We start from the raw sequence: 18,152 nt of genomic DNA on the forward strand, positions 1-18,152 counted from the left end.
CCTCGCCGCTAAGCAGGATTTTGTCGATACCCTGTCATGCTTTTGTTTTAGGCAGAACTGACTAGACTTTAAGCGCGACCGAATGGCGCAGTTTGAGTCGGTCTGCCTAAAGCGTGAAAAGCGCGGGATTCATAAACCGTTAGCGGTCTCGGCCCGGTTGGCACGGCATTTGATTCTACAGGGATCAGGCTGCGACCGCGTTGTGAATTTCTCCGCGTGGGAACCTCAGTCAAGATCGCCCGACAGATCGTCGGGCCTAGCGGGGATAGGACCCATGAAAATTGTTATGGCGATCATCAAGCCGTTCAAGCTTGAGGAAGTCCGTGATGCCCTGACCGCCATTGGCGTTCACGGTTTGACGGTGACGGAAGTCAAAGGCTACGGCCGCCAGAAGGGCCATACGGAAATCTATCGCGGCGCGGAATATGCGGTGAGCTTCCTGCCGAAGATCAAGATCGAAGTCGCGGTCGCCTCCGACCAGGTGGACAAGACCATCGACGCGATCTCTGCAGCCGCCAAGACCGGCCAGATCGGTGACGGCAAGATCTTCGTGATCAGCCTCGAACACGCCGTTCGTATCCGCACCGGCGAGGCCGACGCCGCAGCGCTGTAAGCGCCAGCATCTCGGCCAATCGATTCAGACCAGCATCCTCTTTCAACGCTCACCTCGTTTTCTTTACTCAGGAGTCAAACACATGACGTTCAAGCGTCCATCTGGCGCGGGATTGGCGGCACTTGCCGTCGGCCTGTTTGCCGCAACCGCGGCTTACGCCGATCCGACCATCAACAAGGGCGACAACGCCTGGGTGATGACCTCGACGGTCCTCGTGCTGCTGATGACCATTCCCGGCCTGGCCCTGTTCTATGGCGGTCTCGTCCGCTCCAAAAACATGCTCTCGGTGCTGATGCAGATCCTCTACACCGTCTGTATCGTCATGATCATCTGGGCCGTTTACGGCTACAGCATCACCTTCACCGGTGGCTCCGCTTATATCGGCGGCTTCTCGAAGGCCTTCATGGCCGGCATCACGCCGGAATCGATGGCGGGCACCTTCTCGGCTGACGTCGCCGTGCAGGAAATGGTCTATTTCTGCTTCCAGATGACCTTCGCAGCGATCACTCCGTCGCTGATCGTCGGCGCTTTCGCAGAACGCACCAAATTCGCAGCCGTCGCCCTGTTCGTGCCGCTCTGGGTCACGCTGATCTATTTCCCGATGGCCCACATGGTTTGGTACTGGGCCGGTCCGGACGCGATCGTTGCCGCTGCCAAGGAACTCGCTGCCGCCGCTCCTGATGCGAAGGCTGCCGCGCAGGCCAAGCTTGATGGCGTCATGGCCGATGGCGGCCAGATCTTCCTCTGGGGCGCGCTCGACTTCGCCGGCGGCACCGTGGTGCACATCAATGCCGGTATCGCGGGCCTCGTGGGCTGCCTGATCATCGGCAAGCGCACCGGCTACGGCAAGGAGCTGATGGCTCCGCACTCGCTGACCATGACCATGATCGGCGCCTCGCTGCTCTGGGTCGGCTGGTTCGGCTTCAACGTCGGCTCGAACCTCGAAGCTTCGGGCGGCGCTGGCCTCGCGATGGTCAACACCTTCCTCGCCACCGCTGCGGCGGCCATGGCTTGGATGTTCGCGGAATGGCTGACCAAGGGTCACCCCTCGCTGCTGGGTGCAGCTTCGGGCGCGGTTGCCGGCCTCGTTGCCGTCACCCCGGCCGCTGGCTTCTCCGGCCCGATGGGCGCCCTGGTGCTCGGCCTTGTTGCCGGCGTCATCTGCCTGTTCTTCTGCACCACCATCAAGAACTCGCTCGGCTATGACGACTCGCTCGATGTGTTCGGCGTCCACTGCGTCGGCGGCATCATCGGCGCGATCGGCACCGGCATCCTGGTCAACCCGGCCCTCGGCGGCACCGGCGTGATGGACTATGTGGCCGGCAAGATCGGCGACTACGACATGGTCACCCAGGTCCTCGCCCAGTGTAAGGCCGTGCTGCTGACGCTGGTGTTCTCCGGCATCGGTTCGGCGATTCTGTTCAAGGTTGTCGATGTGATCGTCGGTCTCCGCGTCACGGTCGAAGTCGAGCGCGAAGGCCTCGACGTCACCGAGCACACCGAACGCGCCTACAACATGTAAGCGCCTCACTCCGGCGCTCAGGCGCCGGAGTTTTGGTTTCAGGGATCGATTGGGGCAATACCCGGCAATGTCCCGATCGTCGAAGGGCTCCAGCGCAAGCTGGGGCCCTTCACTTTTTGGGGGTGTTAGTTCGGGGTGATCAGCCTGACCGAAGGGAAATAAGTGCGATAGCGCTGAGTGTCTCGCGTGAGCAGAGGAATGCCCTTGATCTCTGCATGCGCACCGATGAAGAAATCTGACAGTACGCCGGTCCGCACACCGCCAGAGCGGCGATATCGACGATAGGCTTTGCCAGCAGCAAACAGCGCAGTGCGTGGTGTCGCCTGCACAATGACACCAAGCGTTGTGAGCGCGGCTTCGTAGTCTCCAACACTGTGAAAGCGCGTCGAGCATTCGGCGTAGATCACGTCGTTGATAATCAGCGGACCGCGCGCAAAATGCTCTCGCAATTGCGACAGAGACCAGTCAGACCAAACGGGATCGTCGATAAAGAGGTCGATTAGTACATTCGCATCGACCAGGGTCACGGATCAGTCTCCGCGTAACTCGGCCATGATTTCATCCGTCGATGGGCCGCGCCCGGCAATGCCGCGCACTTTCTCAAACCGATCGGGATCAAGAGGCTTTGCCTCGCTGACCCTTTCAATCACCACGCTTCCATCAGTTGCATTTCGAAATGCTACTTCGCTGCCCGGCACGAGGCCGGCGGTGTCGAGCACCAGCTTCGGAATAGTGACTTGTCCATCGTCAGCGACTTTACTTGTCGTCATATCCACCTCCGTCATACGTCCGTGGAGTGGCCGATCATCTATGGTCCGAGGCTGACTTGTCCATGGTTAATCGGGCCTTAACCTCGCCGTATCTATGGTGGTCTGATCCCATTTCTGCCGATCTCATGGGGCGGTCGGCGGCGTTGAAAGTACGGGCGTTTTTCCGATGGTTTCCACCAATTCCTCGCAGCTGCATGGTGCTTCCCGGACCTCCGCGGGGCCCGATGGCGAGCGCTCGCCATTTGCGCGGCTGACGGAATTGCTGACGCCGTATCAGCCGGGTTTGCCGCTGATCACGCTGTCGCTGGGCGAGCCGCAGCATCCGGTGCCGGATTTTGTCGGACCGATTTTGGCGAAGCACATCAATGACTTCGGGCGCTATCCGATCGCCAAGGGGACGGAGGCGTTTCGCAAGGCGGCCGCTCGCTGGATCACTAAGCGATTTAGCTTGATGCGCGAGGTGGATCCGGAGAGCGAAGTTCTGGTGCTAAATGGCAGCCGCGAGGGCTTGTTCTTCGCCGGCATTGCAGCGGCCCGTTATGTCGGGCCGCGCGAGGGTAAGCCCGCGATTTTGTTGCCGAATCCGTTCTACCCCGCCTATGGCGCCGGGGCGCGGGCGGCGGGGTGCGAGGCGATTTTCCTCCCCACCACGGTCGAAAATGGCTTTCTGCCAAACCTTGATGCCATTGATGAATCCACCTTGCGGCGAACCGTGGCGATCTACATTGCGTCGCCTGCGAACCCGCAAGGCGCCGTCGCAACGCCCGAATATTTCAAGCAACTTCATGCGCTTAGCCTGAAGTACGGCTTCATTGTTCTCAGCGACGAATGCTATTCGGAGATCTACACCCGCGACGCGCCGGGCAGCATGCTGGCGCAGGCCGGGCCGGATTTTCAGAACGTCGTCGCCTTCCAGTCGCTGTCGAAGCGCTCCAACCTGCCCGGCATGCGCGTTGGCTTCGTTGCGGGCGACAAGAAATTCCTCAGCGCTTTCCATGAGTTGCGGAACGTGGCCGCACCGCAAGTGCCGGTGCCCCTGCAACAGGTGGCGGTTGCCGCTTACAGCGACGAGAGCCACGTGGAGGAAAACCGCAGGCTTTACGGGCTGAAATTCGATCTCGCAGACCAGATTCTGGGCTCGCGCTACGGCTACAAGAGACCCGCCGGCGGCTTCTGTTTGTGGCTGGATGTCACGAAATCCGGTGGCGACGAAGAGGCGACAATACGGCTTTACAGAGACGGCGGCGTCCGCGTCGTCCCCGGCAGTTACCTCGCCCGGACCCAGCCCGACGGCAGCAATCCCGGCGCCGGTTACATCCGGATCGCCATGGTTCAGGACAGTGATACCACCGCCGAGGCGCTGCATCGCCTCGTCAAGATTCTCGGCTGATCGAAGGCCAGCATGAGCACCACGATCGAACGCGTCATTCCTCTGGTCGGCCACCTCCCGGCCTCGCTGCGCGAGGCCCTTGGCCGGCGGCTGCGCGAACTCATGGGCTTTGCCTTGATCGGCATCGCAGGCGTTGCCGCGGCAGCGATGATGACCTGGTCGGTGCAGGACCCGAGCCTGTCGCATGCGACCTCGCGGGCGATCCGCAACATCGTCGGCTATCCCGGCGCGATCGGCGCGGATCTGTTGATGCAGATCCTCGGCCTCGGCGCCATCATGATGATCCTCACCGTCGCCGTCTGGGGCTGGCGGATGATGACGCATCGGCATTTCGATCGCGAAGCACTGCGCCTCACCTGCTGGCTGCTCTGCACCGTGTTCGCTTCAGGCTTTGCGAGCTGCTGGCAGCATGGCGGCTCGTGGCCACTGCCGACCGGTGTCGGCGGTGTGGTCGGCGATGCGCTGTTTCGTGCGCCGGCCGTCGTGTTCGGTCCCGTCGGCTTCATCTATCGCTTCGTGCTCGGCTCCATCTTCTGCGCGCTGATGGCGGTGACGTTTATCTTCGCCTGCGGATATGGCGCCAAGGCGAAGGAGGACTTCCCTGAAATCGAGGACATCGATGACGAGCCGTTCGAGGACGTCGATGACGAGAAGGAGCGTCGCTCCTTCGCTGTCTCGCTCGGCTGGTTCTTCCACGGCGTGATGAGCACCAAGGCACGCATCGGCCGCGTGCTGTCCTTCCTCTATTCCAAATTCGTCACCTCCGGCAGCGAGCCGCGTGCGGCTGCGTTCGAGCGCCAGGAGCCGAATCTCGGCGGCCGACGCGCGAGCCCGCCGATTGCGCCGCATGATGAGCACGAGGACGACGAGCACGAGGAAGAAGAAGAGGAATACGAAGAAGAGGAAGAAGAGATCGAGGAAGAGCCCGCGCCCAAGGCGCGCAAGAAATCTTCCGCCAAGGAGCCGGTCCGCAAGAACAACAGTGGCAAGTTCGAACTGCCCTCCGTCGGCATGCTCACCGCGCCGAAGGCCGCCGATCGCAAGCCGCTCAGCAAGGCTGAACTCGAAGCCAATTCACGCGCGCTGGAAGGCGTGCTGCAGGATTTTGGCGTGCGCGGCGAAATCGTCAAAGCCAATCCCGGCCCCGTCGTCACGCTCTACGAACTCGAACCCGCACCGGGCATCAAGTCGTCGCGCGTGATCGGCCTCGCCGACGATATCGCGCGCTCGATGAGCGCGCTGTCGGCACGCGTCGCCGTGGTGCCCGGCCGCAATGCCATCGGCATCGAATTGCCGAACCAGCATCGCGAAAACGTCTACCTGCGCGAACTGCTCACCGTGCAGGACACCAACGAGGGCATCCGGCTGCCGCTCTGCCTCGGCAAGAATATCGGCGGCGACTCGATCATCATCGATCTCGCCCGCACGCCGCATATGCTGATCGCCGGTACCACCGGTTCGGGTAAGTCGGTGGCCATCAACACCATGATCCTCAGCCTCGTCTACAGGCTGCGGCCCGATCAGTGCCGCCTGATCATGGTCGATCCGAAAATGCTCGAACTGTCCGTCTATGACGGCATCCCCCATCTGCTGACGCCGGTCGTGACCGATCCGAAGAAGGCCGTGGTCGCGCTGAAATGGGCGGTGCGCGAGATGGAAGAGCGCTACAAGCGCATGGCCAAGCTCGGCGTCCGCAATATCGACGGCTACAATGCGCGCCTGGTCGAGGCCGGCAAGAAGGGCGAGGAGCTCACCCGCACGGTTCACACCGGCTTCGACAAGGAGACCGGCAAGGCGATCTACGAGGAAGAGAAGCTCGATCTCTCGCCGCTGCCCTATATCGTCATCATCGTCGATGAAATGGCCGACCTGATGATGGTCGCCGGCAAGGACATCGAGGGCCTGGTGCAGCGCCTCGCGCAGATGGCGCGCGCCGCCGGTCTGCACGTCGTGCTCGCAACCCAGCGTCCGTCGGTGGACGTCATCACCGGCACCATCAAGGCGAACTTCCCGACGCGCATCTCCTTCCAGGTGACCTCGAAGATCGACAGCCGCACCATCCTGGGCGAAATGGGCGCCGAACAGCTGCTCGGCCGCGGCGACATGCTGTACATGGCCGGCGGCGGCCGCATCTCGCGCGTGCACGGGCCGTTCGTGTCGGACGAGGAAGTCGAGAAGGTGGTGCGCCATCTGAAGACCCAGGGCGAGCCGGAATATCTCGAGGCGGTCACGGCCGAGGAGCCGGAAGAAGGCGAAGACGGCGCGGTGTTCGACCAGACCGGCATGGGCGCCGATGGCGGTGGTGGCGATCTGTATCAGCAGGCTGTCGCGATCGTGAAACGCGATCGCAAGGCCTCGACCAGCTATATCCAGCGCCGTTTGCAGATCGGCTACAACCGCGCGGCGTCATTAATCGAGCGGATGGAAAACGAAGGCGTGGTGGGCCAGCCCAACCATGCCGGCAAGCGCGAAATTCTGATTGCGGAAGAAGAGAGCGGTTATTGAGCGCGTGACGGTATCGAGGAACAAACAGGCGGCCGGGTCGCGAAATCGCCACAGCGCAGGGCTACGGCCAGCGCATGCGGCAGACGTCGCACCGGACGCGCAGGGGATCCTCAACCCAAGCGCAAACCCGATATCAACCCAGACGCAAAGCGCGCTAGAATGCGCTGCCGATGGCATCGCCGAGCAGGACGACGTTTTGATGAAACGCGACACCGACTACGCCGCACATCCGGCCCTCCTGCGCGCCAGCGCCGCCGGCCTTGCTGCGACTTTTGCTGTCGGCATCATGATGTCCGCCGCACAGGCACAGACGACGCCGTTGCCGCGCCCGGCGCCGAAGGCACGCAATGTCGCGTTTCAGGTGGCCGCGTCCGAACCGCAGCCGATCCGGCCGCCGGCCACCATCACACCGGTGCAGCAGGCCCAGGCGCCGCGGCAGACCAAGCCGCCGGAGCCGGTGATCCCTGATCCCCGCCGCAATGTGCCGGCCAGCATTTTCATGACGTTCGATGCCAACCAGAAGGCATCGGCCGCCAAGGTCAGCGCCTATCTGTCCAATCTCAGCAATCTGAGCGGCAACTTCGTTCAGGTCGGCCCGGACGGCAGCAAGACCACCGGCGACTTCTACATCCAGAAGCCCGGCAAGGTGCGCTTCGAATATGACGCGCCGACGCCGATCGCCATGGTCTCCGACGGCCAGTCGCTGGCGGTGCGCGACACCAAGCTGGCGACGCAGGATATCTACCCGCTGTCACAGACGCCGCTGCGCTACCTGCTCTCGGATCGCATCGATCTGATGAAGGACACCAATGTCGTCGCGGTGACGTCGGACGAGCTCTACACCTCGGTGATCATCGAGGAACGCAATGCCGTGGTCGGCACCTCGCGCCTGATGCTGATGATCGGCACCAAGGACGGCCAGCTCAAGCAGTGGACCATCACGGACCCGCAGGGCTACGACACCACGGTGGCGATCTACAATCTCGATACAGTGAAGAAGCCGGATCCGGGCTTGTTCAAGATCGATTTCGCGCGTTATCCGGGCGGCGGGGCGAATTAGCTCCGGCCGTAGGGCGGATAAGCAAAGCATCATCCGCCGTTCTTCGTCACATGCACTCGGCCGGCGGATGACGGCTTCCGCCGTCGCTCTTCGAGCTATGGCGGACAAGTCGCCTCATCCGCCCTACGACTACGATCCAAAGTACTCTAGGGCCAACCGACAGCTCGTTCAAAATCGGAATGCCAAAGCAATTCCGGCGCAGGTTTGTGATCCGGCATCGCCGCCAGAACGATCTGTAAGCCACGAATTCGACAACTCTTCATCGCCGGGACGCAGTCGGTATCGCCGGTGATGAGGATGATGCGATCAACCGTTCTGTCCGCGGCAAAATTCGCCATATCCAGGCCGATCCGCATATCGACCCCCTTTTGCTCGAAGTCGGGCACAAAATCCTCGTCCTTGAGATCGCGATCCGCGACGGGAATTTTCTTGGGCTTGAACCCGCGGAATTTCAAAACACCCTGCCGGACCGCGAACAGATCCTTTGCCGCCAATTCACGCATCCACCTGTCAGAGCCCGCAAACATGGTCCGGGCGCCGGAAACGGGCAACCGAACCTCTCCGTTAAATGGCGGGCAGTCGTAGTAGAGAATTCTCAGCAGGCTTTCGCGCTCATGCACGCACCCGTGAGCAACCTTCTCAATCAAAGCAGGATTGTACTTGTGCTTGGCCAGTTTGGCCTGCACCCGCAAATGGCCACCATCGATCAGAACGGCCACTTTCAAATAAAACCCCCACGGGTTTAGCCGTGGGGGTTTTGATACATGCCCGCCTACGGGCGTAGCGGATATGCAACCAGTAGGCGTAATTCGAGCAACATTGTCAATCGAATTTATTCGATGCCAGGACGCCAGATGATGCCTGGGGCTCATCTGTCCTGCGAGCTGCGGGGAGAGGTTAAGAGGCGCGCTTCGCTTCGACTTTCTGCGCCACTCCCGCCCCTCATGGTGAGGAGCGCACCGCTTGGTGCGCGTCTCGAACCATGAGCTGGCCTGGCTCGAGCTTGCTGCCATCCTTCGAGACGCCGCTACGCGGCTCCTCAGGATGAGGGGTGAGCTGAGGCCCTGTCGGCTGAGTTGCCGATCGCGCAATGTTACCGAATTGCTGCACGCCTGCACAATTTCCGATTGTTCGCTGGAATCCTCTCACTTCCTGTCTCCCCCCGATAAACTGATCGCCAGCAGGACTGGGGAACGCGCACTTTTCCGATCGTGACGCGCGGCTCTCGCAAATCAGATCCGGGGTCGGGCGTGACGCGTTTATTATCGATCAGAACCATGGGCCGCGCGCTTGCGAGCGCCGCCTTTTTGTGGAGCGCGAGCGCCTCCATCGCTCATGCGCAGCAGACACTGCTGCAGGCGATCTCGACTCCGCAGGTCACCCAATTCGATTACGACGCCCTGTTCAAGCAGATGTATCAGAGCCCGGCGGATCTCGACGTCAGCTTCAAATTTGCCGAACAGGCCGTCGCCCGCAGCGACTATGAGGCGGCGATCGGCGCGCTCGAGCGCATGCTGTTCTTCAATCCCAACCTGCCGCGCGTCAAACTCGAACTCGGCGTGCTGTATCTGAAGCTCGGCTCCTATGAGCTGGCGCGCAGCTATTTCCTCGATGCGATCAAGGGCCCGGTGCCCGATGACATCCGCGGCCAAGTGAATGCCTATCTGGCGCAGATCGACCGCCGGATGTCGGCCTGGGACTATAGCGCCTTCGTCCAGACCGGCCTGCGCTATCAGACCAATGCCAATGTCGGCCCCAACGACCTGCTGGTGCGGGCACTCGGCCAGGACGCCATCCTCGACAGCGCCTTCGGCAAGCGGCCGGACTGGAATGCCTTCCAGACCGCAGCCGCCAGCGTCGGCTACAAACTGAACACCCGCGGCGATGTGATGGAAGCCAGCATTCTGGCACTCGGCACACAGCAATTCCGGCTCAGCCAGTTCAATCTCGGCCTGATCGAAGTGGTGGCCGGCCCGCGCATTGCCGTCGGGCAGAATGCCTCGTTCAAGGTCTATGGCATCGGCGACATGGTGTGGCTGGGCGATGCCAATTACTTCAACGCCGCCGGCGGCGGCGTCTCGGCGCGCCACGCCATCGGCGAACTCGGCTTCATCGAAGGCTTTGTGGAAGGGCGCCATCGCGCCTTCTTCAATTCGCTGAATTTCCCCACCGCTGCGGAGCAGACCGGCGACTTCCTTTCATCCGGCGTGATCACCGACCTGCGCCTGACCACCACCATGCGCGGCGTGATGCGCATCGGCTATGACGAGAACCAGGCGATCTTCGCCTATAACAGCTACAAGCGCTATTCGATCGACTTCGCTTTTCCCTATGATTTCGTGCTGCCGATTTTGGGCAAGCCGCATCAGTTCACCATCGCGCCGACGCTCGGCTTCAGCTGGGCCAATTACGCCGCGCCGAATGCGATCATCGATCCCGTCACGCTGCGCAATGACAGCGAACAGCGCTATGGCGCGATCTTCGATGCGCAGATCTACGACAATGTCGGCGTACGCACGCAGATCCAGTATTCGAAGATCGAGTCCAGCCTGCCCAACTATCGCACCAGCAATTTTGCCGTCGGCTTCGGCCCGACGGTTCGTTTCTGAGGTGGCCCGATGATGCGTCTTGCAACTCTCGCACTCGCGACGACGGCCTCTCTCATAACGGCCGCGCATGCGCAGCAGGTCGGCACCGCCTCCGCCGTCAATCCGGCGGCCACCATCAATACGCGCACCATCACCATCGGCTCGTCCATCAGCCATATGGAGCGCATCCGGACCACCGAGAGCGGCTCGGTGCAGGTGCTGTTCGTGGACAAGACCTCGATGACCGTGGGGCCGAACAGCGATCTCACCATCGACGAATATGTGTTCGATCCGAAATCCGGCGAAGGCAAGCTCGCGGCGACGCTTGGCCGCGGCGCGCTGCGCTTTGTCGGCGGGCTGATCAGCCATGCCGGCAATGCCGAGATCAAGACGTCATCGGCCACCATCGGCATTCGCGGTGGCGTGGTGCTGCTGAACGGGCCCAATGTGTATATGGGCTATGGCTCATCGACGGTGACATCGCGCGGCGGCACGGTGTCGCTTGGCGCCGGCGAATTCACGCGCACGCCCGGCGGCGGCGCGCCGCCGCTGCCGCCCGGCCCGCCGCCGCCGAATTACGTCGCCTCGCAGCTGCAGTTCTTCCAGAGTGCCGGCGGCCAGAGCGGCGGCGTGGCGGCGGGCCATGCCTCGCCGCGCAATGTTGCTGCGGCGGAGCGGAGGGCGACAGGATCGAATGGCGGCGTGGCTGGTCAGGCGACCACGACGCCGGCGCCGACCATCACGCGCATCGGCAATGTGGCGCAGACGCTCGATCAGACGATCCAGACCTCGGCGCAATCGCGGGCGGTGGAGGCGTCGGGCACGGAGGGGCGGCCGACGACGGTGCTGGTGGGCCTCGCCGGCGGCGTGGTGCGTGACCAGTATGTCTCCGGCTCCAATAACGGGCAGTCCTACAATTCGTCGATCATCGGTGGCGCGGTGGTGATGCTCGACGCCATTGCCAATCGCATCCAGGCCAATTTCGGCGCCACCTACGGCACCGGCAACAGCGATCAGATCGTTCAATACGGATCGCTGAATCCATCGGACCCGACGCCGAGCAGCTATACGGACTACAACACTTTCAGCGCGCAACTGAAGAAGGACGGGCTGCCGAGCGGCTTCAGCGGCGAGATCACCAACCTCTCGCCAGCCAGCACCCGGCAACTGGGCGCCAGTCTCGGCCAGCCGAACCTGACCGTCTGCCAGTGCGAATATACGCGCTGGGGGTTCTGGAGCGTGAAGACGCCGGATCCCAATCTCGGCATCTTCGGCACCTGGGTGGCGGGGCAGCCTGCGCTGGCCACCGACATGCCGACCACCGGGACGGCCAGCTATGTCGGCCACGTCATCGCCAATGTCGGCACCACGAATGGCGACCCGCGGCAAGCCGTCGGCAATTTCACCAACACCGTCGACTTTGGCGCGCGCACCGGAAATGTCGCGGTCAACGGGCTGGACAGCACGAATTATCACGGCACCGTTGCGCTGCAGAATGGCACGGTCGCCTTCGTCGGCAGTGCCGCGGGCGACGTCGGCGACCGGAATATGTCCATCGTGGGTGGCTTTGTGCGCGGGGCCACCAGCCCGGTCGGCGAAATGGGTGGCACGGTGATGATTACCGGCACCAACTATGTCGGCGGCGGCAGCTTTGCCGCGGCGATCAGGCGGTAGGGGCGGTGTATTCCGGCTTTCTTCCCTTCTCCCCTTGTGGGAGAAGGTGGCGCCGACGCAGTCGGTGCCGGATGAGGGGTGACTGGGCTCGAAGCTTGTGGCTACCCCTCACCCGTCTGCGCGCCTGCGGCGCGCATCCACCCTCTCCCACAAGGGGAGAGGGGAAGCGGAGCCCAATCCATCCCCATGCGCCTGACCCTCACCACCTGGAATATCAATTCCGTCCGCCTGCGTATCGAGCTCGTCGCCGACTTCCTGCAAGCGGTGCAGCCCGACGTGCTGTGCCTGCAGGAGACGAAGTGCCCCGACGATGCGTTTCCGCTGAAGCGGCTGAAGCAGCTCGGCTACAACCACATCGCGCTGAACGGGCAGAAGGGCTATCACGGCGTCGCCATCGTCTCGAAGCTGCCATTCGAGACCACCGACATCCGCGTGTTCTGCGACAAGCTGGATTCGCGCCATATCTCGGTGGCCTTTGGCGCGCAGGCGGGATTGTCCGCGCCGCTGATCGTGCATGATTTCTATGTGCCGGCGGGCGGCGATATTCCCGATCCCGAAGCCAATCCGAAATTTGCGCACAAGCTCTCCTTTCTCGACGAGATGAAAAGCTGTGACGGACTGCATCCGCGCGGCGATGCCAGACACATTCTTGTCGGCGATCTCAATGTGGCGCCGCATGAGAACGATGTGTGGTCGCACAAGCAGATGCTGAAGATCGTCTCGCATACGCCGATCGAATGCGAGAAGCTGCTGGCGGTGCAGAGCGAGGGCAACTGGATCGACGTGGCGCGCGAGCGCATTCCGCTCTCGGAGAAGATCTATACCTGGTGGAGCTATCGCGCCGCGGACTGGGCGGCGTCGAATCGCGGCCGCCGGCTGGATCACATCTGGGTATCGAGCGCGCTAAAGAATGCGGTGCAGGACTATCAGGTGCTGCGTGATGCGCGTGGCTGGGAACGGCCGTCGGACCATGTGCCGGTGACGGTGGTGCTGGATGTGTAGTTTTTCCTTCTCCCCGCTCTGCGCGGGGAGAAGGTGGCCGCGCGTAGCGTGACCGGATGAGGGGCATGGCACGCGGCCAGCCACGTCAGATATCTATCGAAGCGACGAACTATACGATCCGTGAGTGCAGAGCAGATGGTGAGCGTGTGCCATGCCCCTCACCCGCGGCGAAGACGCGGCGACCTCTCCCCGTAAAGAACGGGGAGAGGTTAAGAGGAGCTAGCCCAGCTTCGCCCGGACCTGCGCGAAATCGCTGGCGAGATCGTTCATCCGCGCCGCCATGTCGTTGCGCAAGCGCAGCGCCGCATCGGGGTCGCTGTCCAGCACGCGCTGGAACAGGCTGCGCGTGATGCGGATCACGCTGGAATATTCAGCCGCCACCGCCGTCGAGCGGCGCGGCATCGCAACCAGCAGGGATAGTTCGCCGATCAGCGTGCCGCGCTCGGCCATCACTTCGTGATCGTCACCGACGGTGACGCGGAACGCGCCGTTCTGCACCACATAGCCGCAATCGGCCTGCTCATCCTCGCGAAACAGATAGGAGCCGCGGGAGAATTCCTGCTGCTCGGAGCCGATGGCGATCACGCGCAAGGCATCGCGCCCGAGCAAGCGAAATGTCGGGACGCGCTCGAGCAATGAGACGTCATCTTCAATCGACATGGAGAAAATCGAACCGCAAAACCGCGTGGACCGGACGCGCAACACACAACAGGGAGCTACAGGCGAATCGGTCCACTATTCGTATCACGGCACCAACTTGTAGCCACCGGCTTCCGTCACCAGGATTTCGGGATTGGCCGCGTCCTTCTCGATCTTCTGGCGCAGCCGGTAGATGTGCGTTTCCAGCGTGTGGGTGGTGACACCGGAATTGTAGCCCCAGACTTCCTGCAGCAGCGTCTCGCGCGACACCGCGAGCTGGCCGGCGCGATAGAGGAAGCGCAGGATCGCGGTTTCCTTCTCGGTCAGCCGCACCTTCTTGGCATTGGCGCCGGTGAGCATCTTCGAGCCCGGACGGAAGCTGTAGGGACCGACGGTGAAGACGGCATCTTCAGAGGCTTCGTGCTGGCGCAGCTGGGCGCGGATGCGCGCCAGCAGCACGGCGAAGCGGAACGGCTTTGCGACATAGTCGTTCGCGCCAGACTCCAGACCGAGAATGGTATCGCTATCGGTGTCATGGCCAGTGAGCATGATGATCGGCGCCTTGAAGCCGCCCTTGCGCAGGCTGCGCACGACTTCGCGGCCATCGGTGTCGGGCAGGCCGACATCCATCAGCACAAGGTCGGGAGAATTGGCTTTGGCAGCCGTGGCGCCCTTGGCGCCGGTGTCGACGGCCGAGGCCTCGAATTCCTCGTGCAGCGACAACTGCTCGACCAGCGCCTCGCGCAAATCAGTGTCGTCATCCACGATCAAGATCTTGCGGGCATTGGGCATTGCGACAATCCTTTGGACGGCTGTTGCGGCTTCGACGTGTGGAAACGCGATGATGGGGTGGAGATCATCACGGTTTCGCGATCCGCATAGTCTAGCGCAAAAAACCAAGCATTCTCAGTGAATGTGGTTTTGCAGCGCGAAATAGAACATTTGCGGTAAACAGCCAAGGCGAAGCGGCGGGATTTGATGGGAAACGTCGTTAATTCAGGTACTTATCGAACAAGCTTGCGTGATCGGCCGGTGAAGCGGGTGCTTGTGCGGGCGGCTGCGGGGAATCCGCAGCGCGGCTGGCTGAGCTTCGATCACACAACCATACCCGTCGCGCTGGGCCGCGGCGGAATCAAGGCGAACAAGCGCGAAGGCGACGGCGCAACGCCGCAGGGGGTGTTTCACCCGATCCGGCTGTGGTGGCGCGGCGACCGGCACACGCGGCCGCGGACGCATCTGCCGATCAGGCTGATCACGCCGCAGGATGGCTGGTGCGAGGATCCCAAGGATCGGCATTACAATCAGCCGGTGCGGCTGGATCGCGGCGTGGATGGCGACCGCCTCGCGCGCGCGGATCACCTCTATGATTTCATCATCGAGATCGACCAGAACACGAGGCCGCGAATCGCGGGGCGTGGGAGTGCAGTGTTCCTGCACCTGGCGCGGGAGAACTGGGGACCGACGGCGGGATGCGTCGCCATGCGGAAAGGCGCGATGCTGCGATTGCTGGCGCGGATCGGGACGGAGACGAAGATCGTGGTGGGGTGACCGCGATTTGAACTCCGCCCTCATCCTGAGGAGCGGCCGCAGGCCGCGTCTCGAAGGATGGTCACAGACTCCGCGCCTCGCCAGCTCATGGTTCGAGACGCGCGCAAGAGCGCGCTCCTCACCATGAGGGGAGGGAGTTCATGGGGAAGAGTGACTGCAGGGTGGGCAAAGGCGCCCTTGCGCCGTGCCCACCTTCACCAGCCGCGCACGCGAAGGTGGGCACGCTGCGCTTTGCCCACCCTGCAGATCAGCGATGCCCGAAGATCGCCGAGCCCACGCGCACATAGGTCGCGCCGAACTGGATCGCCGTCTCGAAATCCGCGCTCATGCCCATCGACAATTCCGTCAGCCCGTTTCGCGCAGCGATCTTTGCCGTGAGCGCGAAATGCGGGGCCGGAGCTTCATCCGCTGGCGGGATGCACATCAGGCCGGCGATCTTGAGTCCCCAGTGATCGCGGCAGCGCACAAGGAAATCATCGGCGTCGCCGGGCGCGATGCCGGCTTTTTGCGGCTCCTCGCCGGTGTTGATCTGGACAAACAGCAGCGGGCTCCTGCCTTGCGCAGCAATCTCTTTCGCCAGCGCATCGCACAGTGAAGGGCGATCGACGGAGTGAATCGCGTCGAACAAAGCCACTGCTTCCTTGGCCTTGTTGGATTGCAGCGGCCCGATCAGATGCAGCGCAATCGCGGGTTGAGCCGTGATCAGTGCCGGCCATTTGCCTTTCGCTTCCTGGACGCGATTCTCGCCAAACACGCGCTGCCCGGCATCGATCACCGGCTGGATCGCATCGGCCTCGAACGTCTTCGACACCGCGATCAAATTGACAGAAGTCCGCTCACGACGGGCTTCTTTGCACGCGCGACGAATCTCGGCCTCGACGGCCGCGAGTCCGTGAGCGGGTGAAGATGCTGTTAACGCCGTGGAACCGTGCACTGAATTATTTTCAACCAAGACGCGAACTTTCGTAGGGACTGAGACAGTTTGAGCGTTCCGCGAAAGGCTTTGTGAACGCTTTGAGGTACCTATGTCCTGCGGGGCTCAGGGATCCGAAGATGTCACGCATCGGTATCAACCGCAATAAAGCCAGGCTCATGGGGGCCCTCGGTATCCGCGCCCGTTTGGTGCTGTTCGCCTTGATTCTGGTCGGCCCGCTGATGGCCGAACGCATCCGTTCGCTGCACACGGTGCGCGCCCAGCAGATCGCTGCTGCATCGCAAGATTTCTCCGGCATCGCGCAACACAGCGCCGACGCGCAGCGCGAAGTGTTCGCCTCCATCGAGGCCGTGCTGAAATCCTCCGCCTATATCTATTCGACGGCAGCGCAAGTGAACCGCAGCTGCGCGATCATGCGCGCCAGCCTGCGCAACAACATGCCGTGGCTGCGCAGCCTCACCGTTGCCGGCGTCGATGGCATCGCGCGCTGTTCGACCTGGCCGGAGGTCGTCGACAACCAGTTCAATTTCGGTGACCGGCCCTACTTCAAAGCGGCTGTCGCCACCGGCGAATTCACCGTCAGCGACTATGTGTTCAGCCGGCTCACCAATCTGCCGACAGTGATGGCCGCCTATCTCGCGCCCGGCGAGACCCGCGCCGACGATGCGGTGATTCTCGCGGCCATCAATCTCGACTGGATCTCGAAACTGATGAGCAATCTCGGCGAACGGCCGGGTGTCACCGCCCTGCTGGTCGATCACGCCGGCACCGTGCTGGCAGCGCCGCCGAACAAGGCCGATGCGATCGGTCGGCCGATGGACGACCTGGCGCTGCTGCCGCTGATCGCGGCGCATCTGCGCAATTCGCAGCGCCAGAGCGGTTCGCTCTCGTTCAAGACCGATAGCGATACCCAGCGCGCCGTCTCTTTTGCGACGATCCCCGGCACCAGCGCGCAGCTGATCGTCAGCATCGACGAGGCCCGCGTCTCGGCGATTGCCGACCACGACATCCGCAATGCCTATCTCCAGCTCGCCATTGTCTGCCTGTTCGCGCTGCTCGGCGCGCTGGTGGTGGCCGAGCGCCTGATCATCAAGCCGATCCAGGCCATCTCCACCATGGCGAAACGGTTTGGCCGCGGCGATTGGTCTGCACGCATGCCGCGCAATTCGCTGCCGGCGGAATTCGTGCCGCTGGCGCGCGCCTTCTACGGCATGGCATCGCAGCTGCGCGGCCGCGAACGCGAGCTGCGCGCCAGCAATGAACAGCTCACGGTGCTTGCTTCGGTGGACGCGCTATGCGGCCTCGCCAATCGCAGGGGTTTCCAGAGCCGGCTCGATTTCGAGTGGCTGCGCGCCCAGCAATCCGGCGACGACCTGGCGCTGCTGATGATCGATGTCGATCACTTCAAGCTGTTCAATGACAGCTACGGCCATCCCGAAGGCGATGCCTGCCTCGCTCGCGTCGGCGCGGAGCTGTCGGCGCTGGCGGATCGCGTCTCCGGCTTTGCCGGCCGCTATGGCGGCGAGGAATTCTGCCTGCTGCTGCCAGCCACCGACACCGCCCGCGGCGTCCAGATCGGCGAGATGGTGCGTCTGGCCATCTGGAACCTGGCGGTGCCGCATGCCACCAGCACCCATCAGCGCGTGACCGTCAGCGTGGGTGTCGCGGCGGCGGCACCGGCCCATCTGGACACGGCCCGCGACCTGCTGGAAGCCGCAGACGCCGCGCTCTATGCCGCCAAACGGCGGGGTCGGAATGCGGTGGTCGAGCATGGGTTCGTGCGGAGCTATGACACGGCGGTGTCGCTAAGCGCTTAATCTGTAGAATGGGCTCCGACGCTTTCCCTCTCCCGCTTGCGGGGGAGGGTTAGGGTGGGGGTGCCTCCACAAACTCCGGCGCGTGGGCTG

At 62.8% G+C, this 18,152-nt stretch carries 16 protein-coding genes; 10 read left to right on the top strand and 6 right to left on the bottom strand.

Annotated features, from left to right (window positions below):
- Positions 1-274: 274 nt before the first annotated feature.
- Positions 275-613 carry a P-II family nitrogen regulator gene (locus ACIQ2A_RS17355; protein ID WP_233023963.1) on the top strand — a complete coding sequence of 113 codons (339 nt, stop codon included), beginning with the start codon at positions 275-277 and terminating at the stop codon, positions 611-613.
- A gap of 82 nt (positions 614-695) precedes the next feature.
- Complete coding sequence (locus ACIQ2A_RS17360; RefSeq protein ID WP_398481450.1) at positions 696-2,135, top strand: ammonium transporter; 1,440 nt, start codon at positions 696-698, stop codon at positions 2,133-2,135.
- A 125-nt stretch (positions 2,136-2,260) separates the two neighbouring features.
- Here the strand turns inward: ACIQ2A_RS17360 and ACIQ2A_RS17365 are convergent, their stop codons facing one another.
- Positions 2,261-2,662 (bottom strand): type II toxin-antitoxin system VapC family toxin, encoded by a 402-nt coding sequence (locus ACIQ2A_RS17365; protein ID WP_398481452.1) that lies wholly within the window; start codon positions 2,660-2,662, stop codon positions 2,261-2,263.
- A 3-nt stretch (positions 2,663-2,665) separates the two neighbouring features.
- Complete coding sequence (locus tag ACIQ2A_RS17370) at positions 2,666-2,905, bottom strand: AbrB/MazE/SpoVT family DNA-binding domain-containing protein (protein WP_398481454.1); 240 nt, start codon at positions 2,903-2,905, stop codon at positions 2,666-2,668.
- Between the two features lie 166 nt (positions 2,906-3,071).
- On the opposite strand from ACIQ2A_RS17370, the gene ACIQ2A_RS17375 reads away from it, so the two are divergent.
- From ACIQ2A_RS17375 to ACIQ2A_RS17385, 3 genes are all read left to right on the top strand, one after another.
- Complete coding sequence (locus tag ACIQ2A_RS17375) at positions 3,072-4,295, top strand: aminotransferase class I/II-fold pyridoxal phosphate-dependent enzyme (RefSeq protein ID WP_398481456.1); 1,224 nt, start codon at positions 3,072-3,074, stop codon at positions 4,293-4,295.
- A 12-nt stretch (positions 4,296-4,307) separates the two neighbouring features.
- Complete coding sequence (locus tag ACIQ2A_RS17380) at positions 4,308-6,800, top strand: DNA translocase FtsK (protein WP_398481458.1); 2,493 nt, start codon at positions 4,308-4,310, stop codon at positions 6,798-6,800.
- A 199-nt stretch (positions 6,801-6,999) separates the two neighbouring features.
- Entirely contained in the window at positions 7,000-7,860 is an 861-nt protein-coding gene (locus ACIQ2A_RS17385) for an outer-membrane lipoprotein carrier protein LolA (RefSeq protein WP_398481460.1), read from the top strand.
- A 146-nt stretch (positions 7,861-8,006) separates the two neighbouring features.
- Here ACIQ2A_RS17385 and ACIQ2A_RS17390 read toward each other — a convergent pair whose 3' ends face one another.
- A complete protein-coding gene (locus ACIQ2A_RS17390) occupies positions 8,007-8,579 on the bottom strand; it encodes an NYN domain-containing protein (protein WP_398481462.1) in 573 nt (190 codons plus the stop codon).
- A 558-nt stretch (positions 8,580-9,137) separates the two neighbouring features.
- On the opposite strand from ACIQ2A_RS17390, the gene ACIQ2A_RS17395 reads away from it, so the two are divergent.
- From ACIQ2A_RS17395 to ACIQ2A_RS17405, 3 genes are all read left to right on the top strand, one after another.
- A complete protein-coding gene (locus ACIQ2A_RS17395) occupies positions 9,138-10,469 on the top strand; it encodes a tetratricopeptide repeat protein (RefSeq protein WP_398481505.1) in 1,332 nt (443 codons plus the stop codon).
- A gap of 9 nt (positions 10,470-10,478) precedes the next feature.
- Positions 10,479-12,122, top strand: a complete 1,644-nt coding sequence (locus ACIQ2A_RS17400) for a FecR domain-containing protein (protein WP_398481464.1) — start codon at positions 10,479-10,481, stop codon at positions 12,120-12,122.
- A gap of 186 nt (positions 12,123-12,308) precedes the next feature.
- Positions 12,309-13,124: an exodeoxyribonuclease III gene (locus tag ACIQ2A_RS17405; protein WP_398481467.1), complete on the top strand. Its 816-nt coding sequence runs from the start codon at positions 12,309-12,311 to the stop codon at positions 13,122-13,124.
- A 219-nt stretch (positions 13,125-13,343) separates the two neighbouring features.
- On the opposite strand, the gene ACIQ2A_RS17410 is transcribed toward ACIQ2A_RS17405, so the two are convergent.
- Positions 13,344-13,784, bottom strand: coding sequence for a cyclic nucleotide-binding domain-containing protein (locus tag ACIQ2A_RS17410; protein WP_398481469.1), 441 nt, complete (start codon positions 13,782-13,784; stop codon positions 13,344-13,346).
- A gap of 84 nt (positions 13,785-13,868) precedes the next feature.
- Complete coding sequence (locus tag ACIQ2A_RS17415) at positions 13,869-14,555, bottom strand: response regulator transcription factor (protein WP_398481471.1); 687 nt, start codon at positions 14,553-14,555, stop codon at positions 13,869-13,871.
- A gap of 186 nt (positions 14,556-14,741) precedes the next feature.
- On the opposite strand from ACIQ2A_RS17415, the gene ACIQ2A_RS17420 reads away from it, so the two are divergent.
- The gene (locus ACIQ2A_RS17420) at positions 14,742-15,311 is read left to right on the top strand and encodes a L,D-transpeptidase (protein ID WP_398481473.1); all 570 of its coding nucleotides are present in this window, start codon (positions 14,742-14,744) and stop codon (positions 15,309-15,311) included.
- 247 nt (positions 15,312-15,558) lie between these two features.
- Here ACIQ2A_RS17420 and ACIQ2A_RS17425 read toward each other — a convergent pair whose 3' ends face one another.
- Positions 15,559-16,245: a YggS family pyridoxal phosphate-dependent enzyme gene (locus ACIQ2A_RS17425; RefSeq protein ID WP_398481475.1), complete on the bottom strand. Its 687-nt coding sequence runs from the start codon at positions 16,243-16,245 to the stop codon at positions 15,559-15,561.
- A 119-nt stretch (positions 16,246-16,364) separates the two neighbouring features.
- Between ACIQ2A_RS17425 and ACIQ2A_RS17430 the strand changes: the two genes are divergently transcribed.
- On the top strand, positions 16,365-18,062 hold the full coding sequence (locus tag ACIQ2A_RS17430) for a diguanylate cyclase domain-containing protein (RefSeq protein WP_398481477.1): 1,698 nt from the start codon (positions 16,365-16,367) through the stop codon (positions 18,060-18,062).
- The last annotated feature ends 90 nt before the right edge of the window (positions 18,063-18,152 follow it).

It is taken from the genome of Tardiphaga sp. (assembly GCF_044336785.1).
GTDB lineage: Bacteria > Pseudomonadota > Alphaproteobacteria > Rhizobiales > Xanthobacteraceae > Tardiphaga.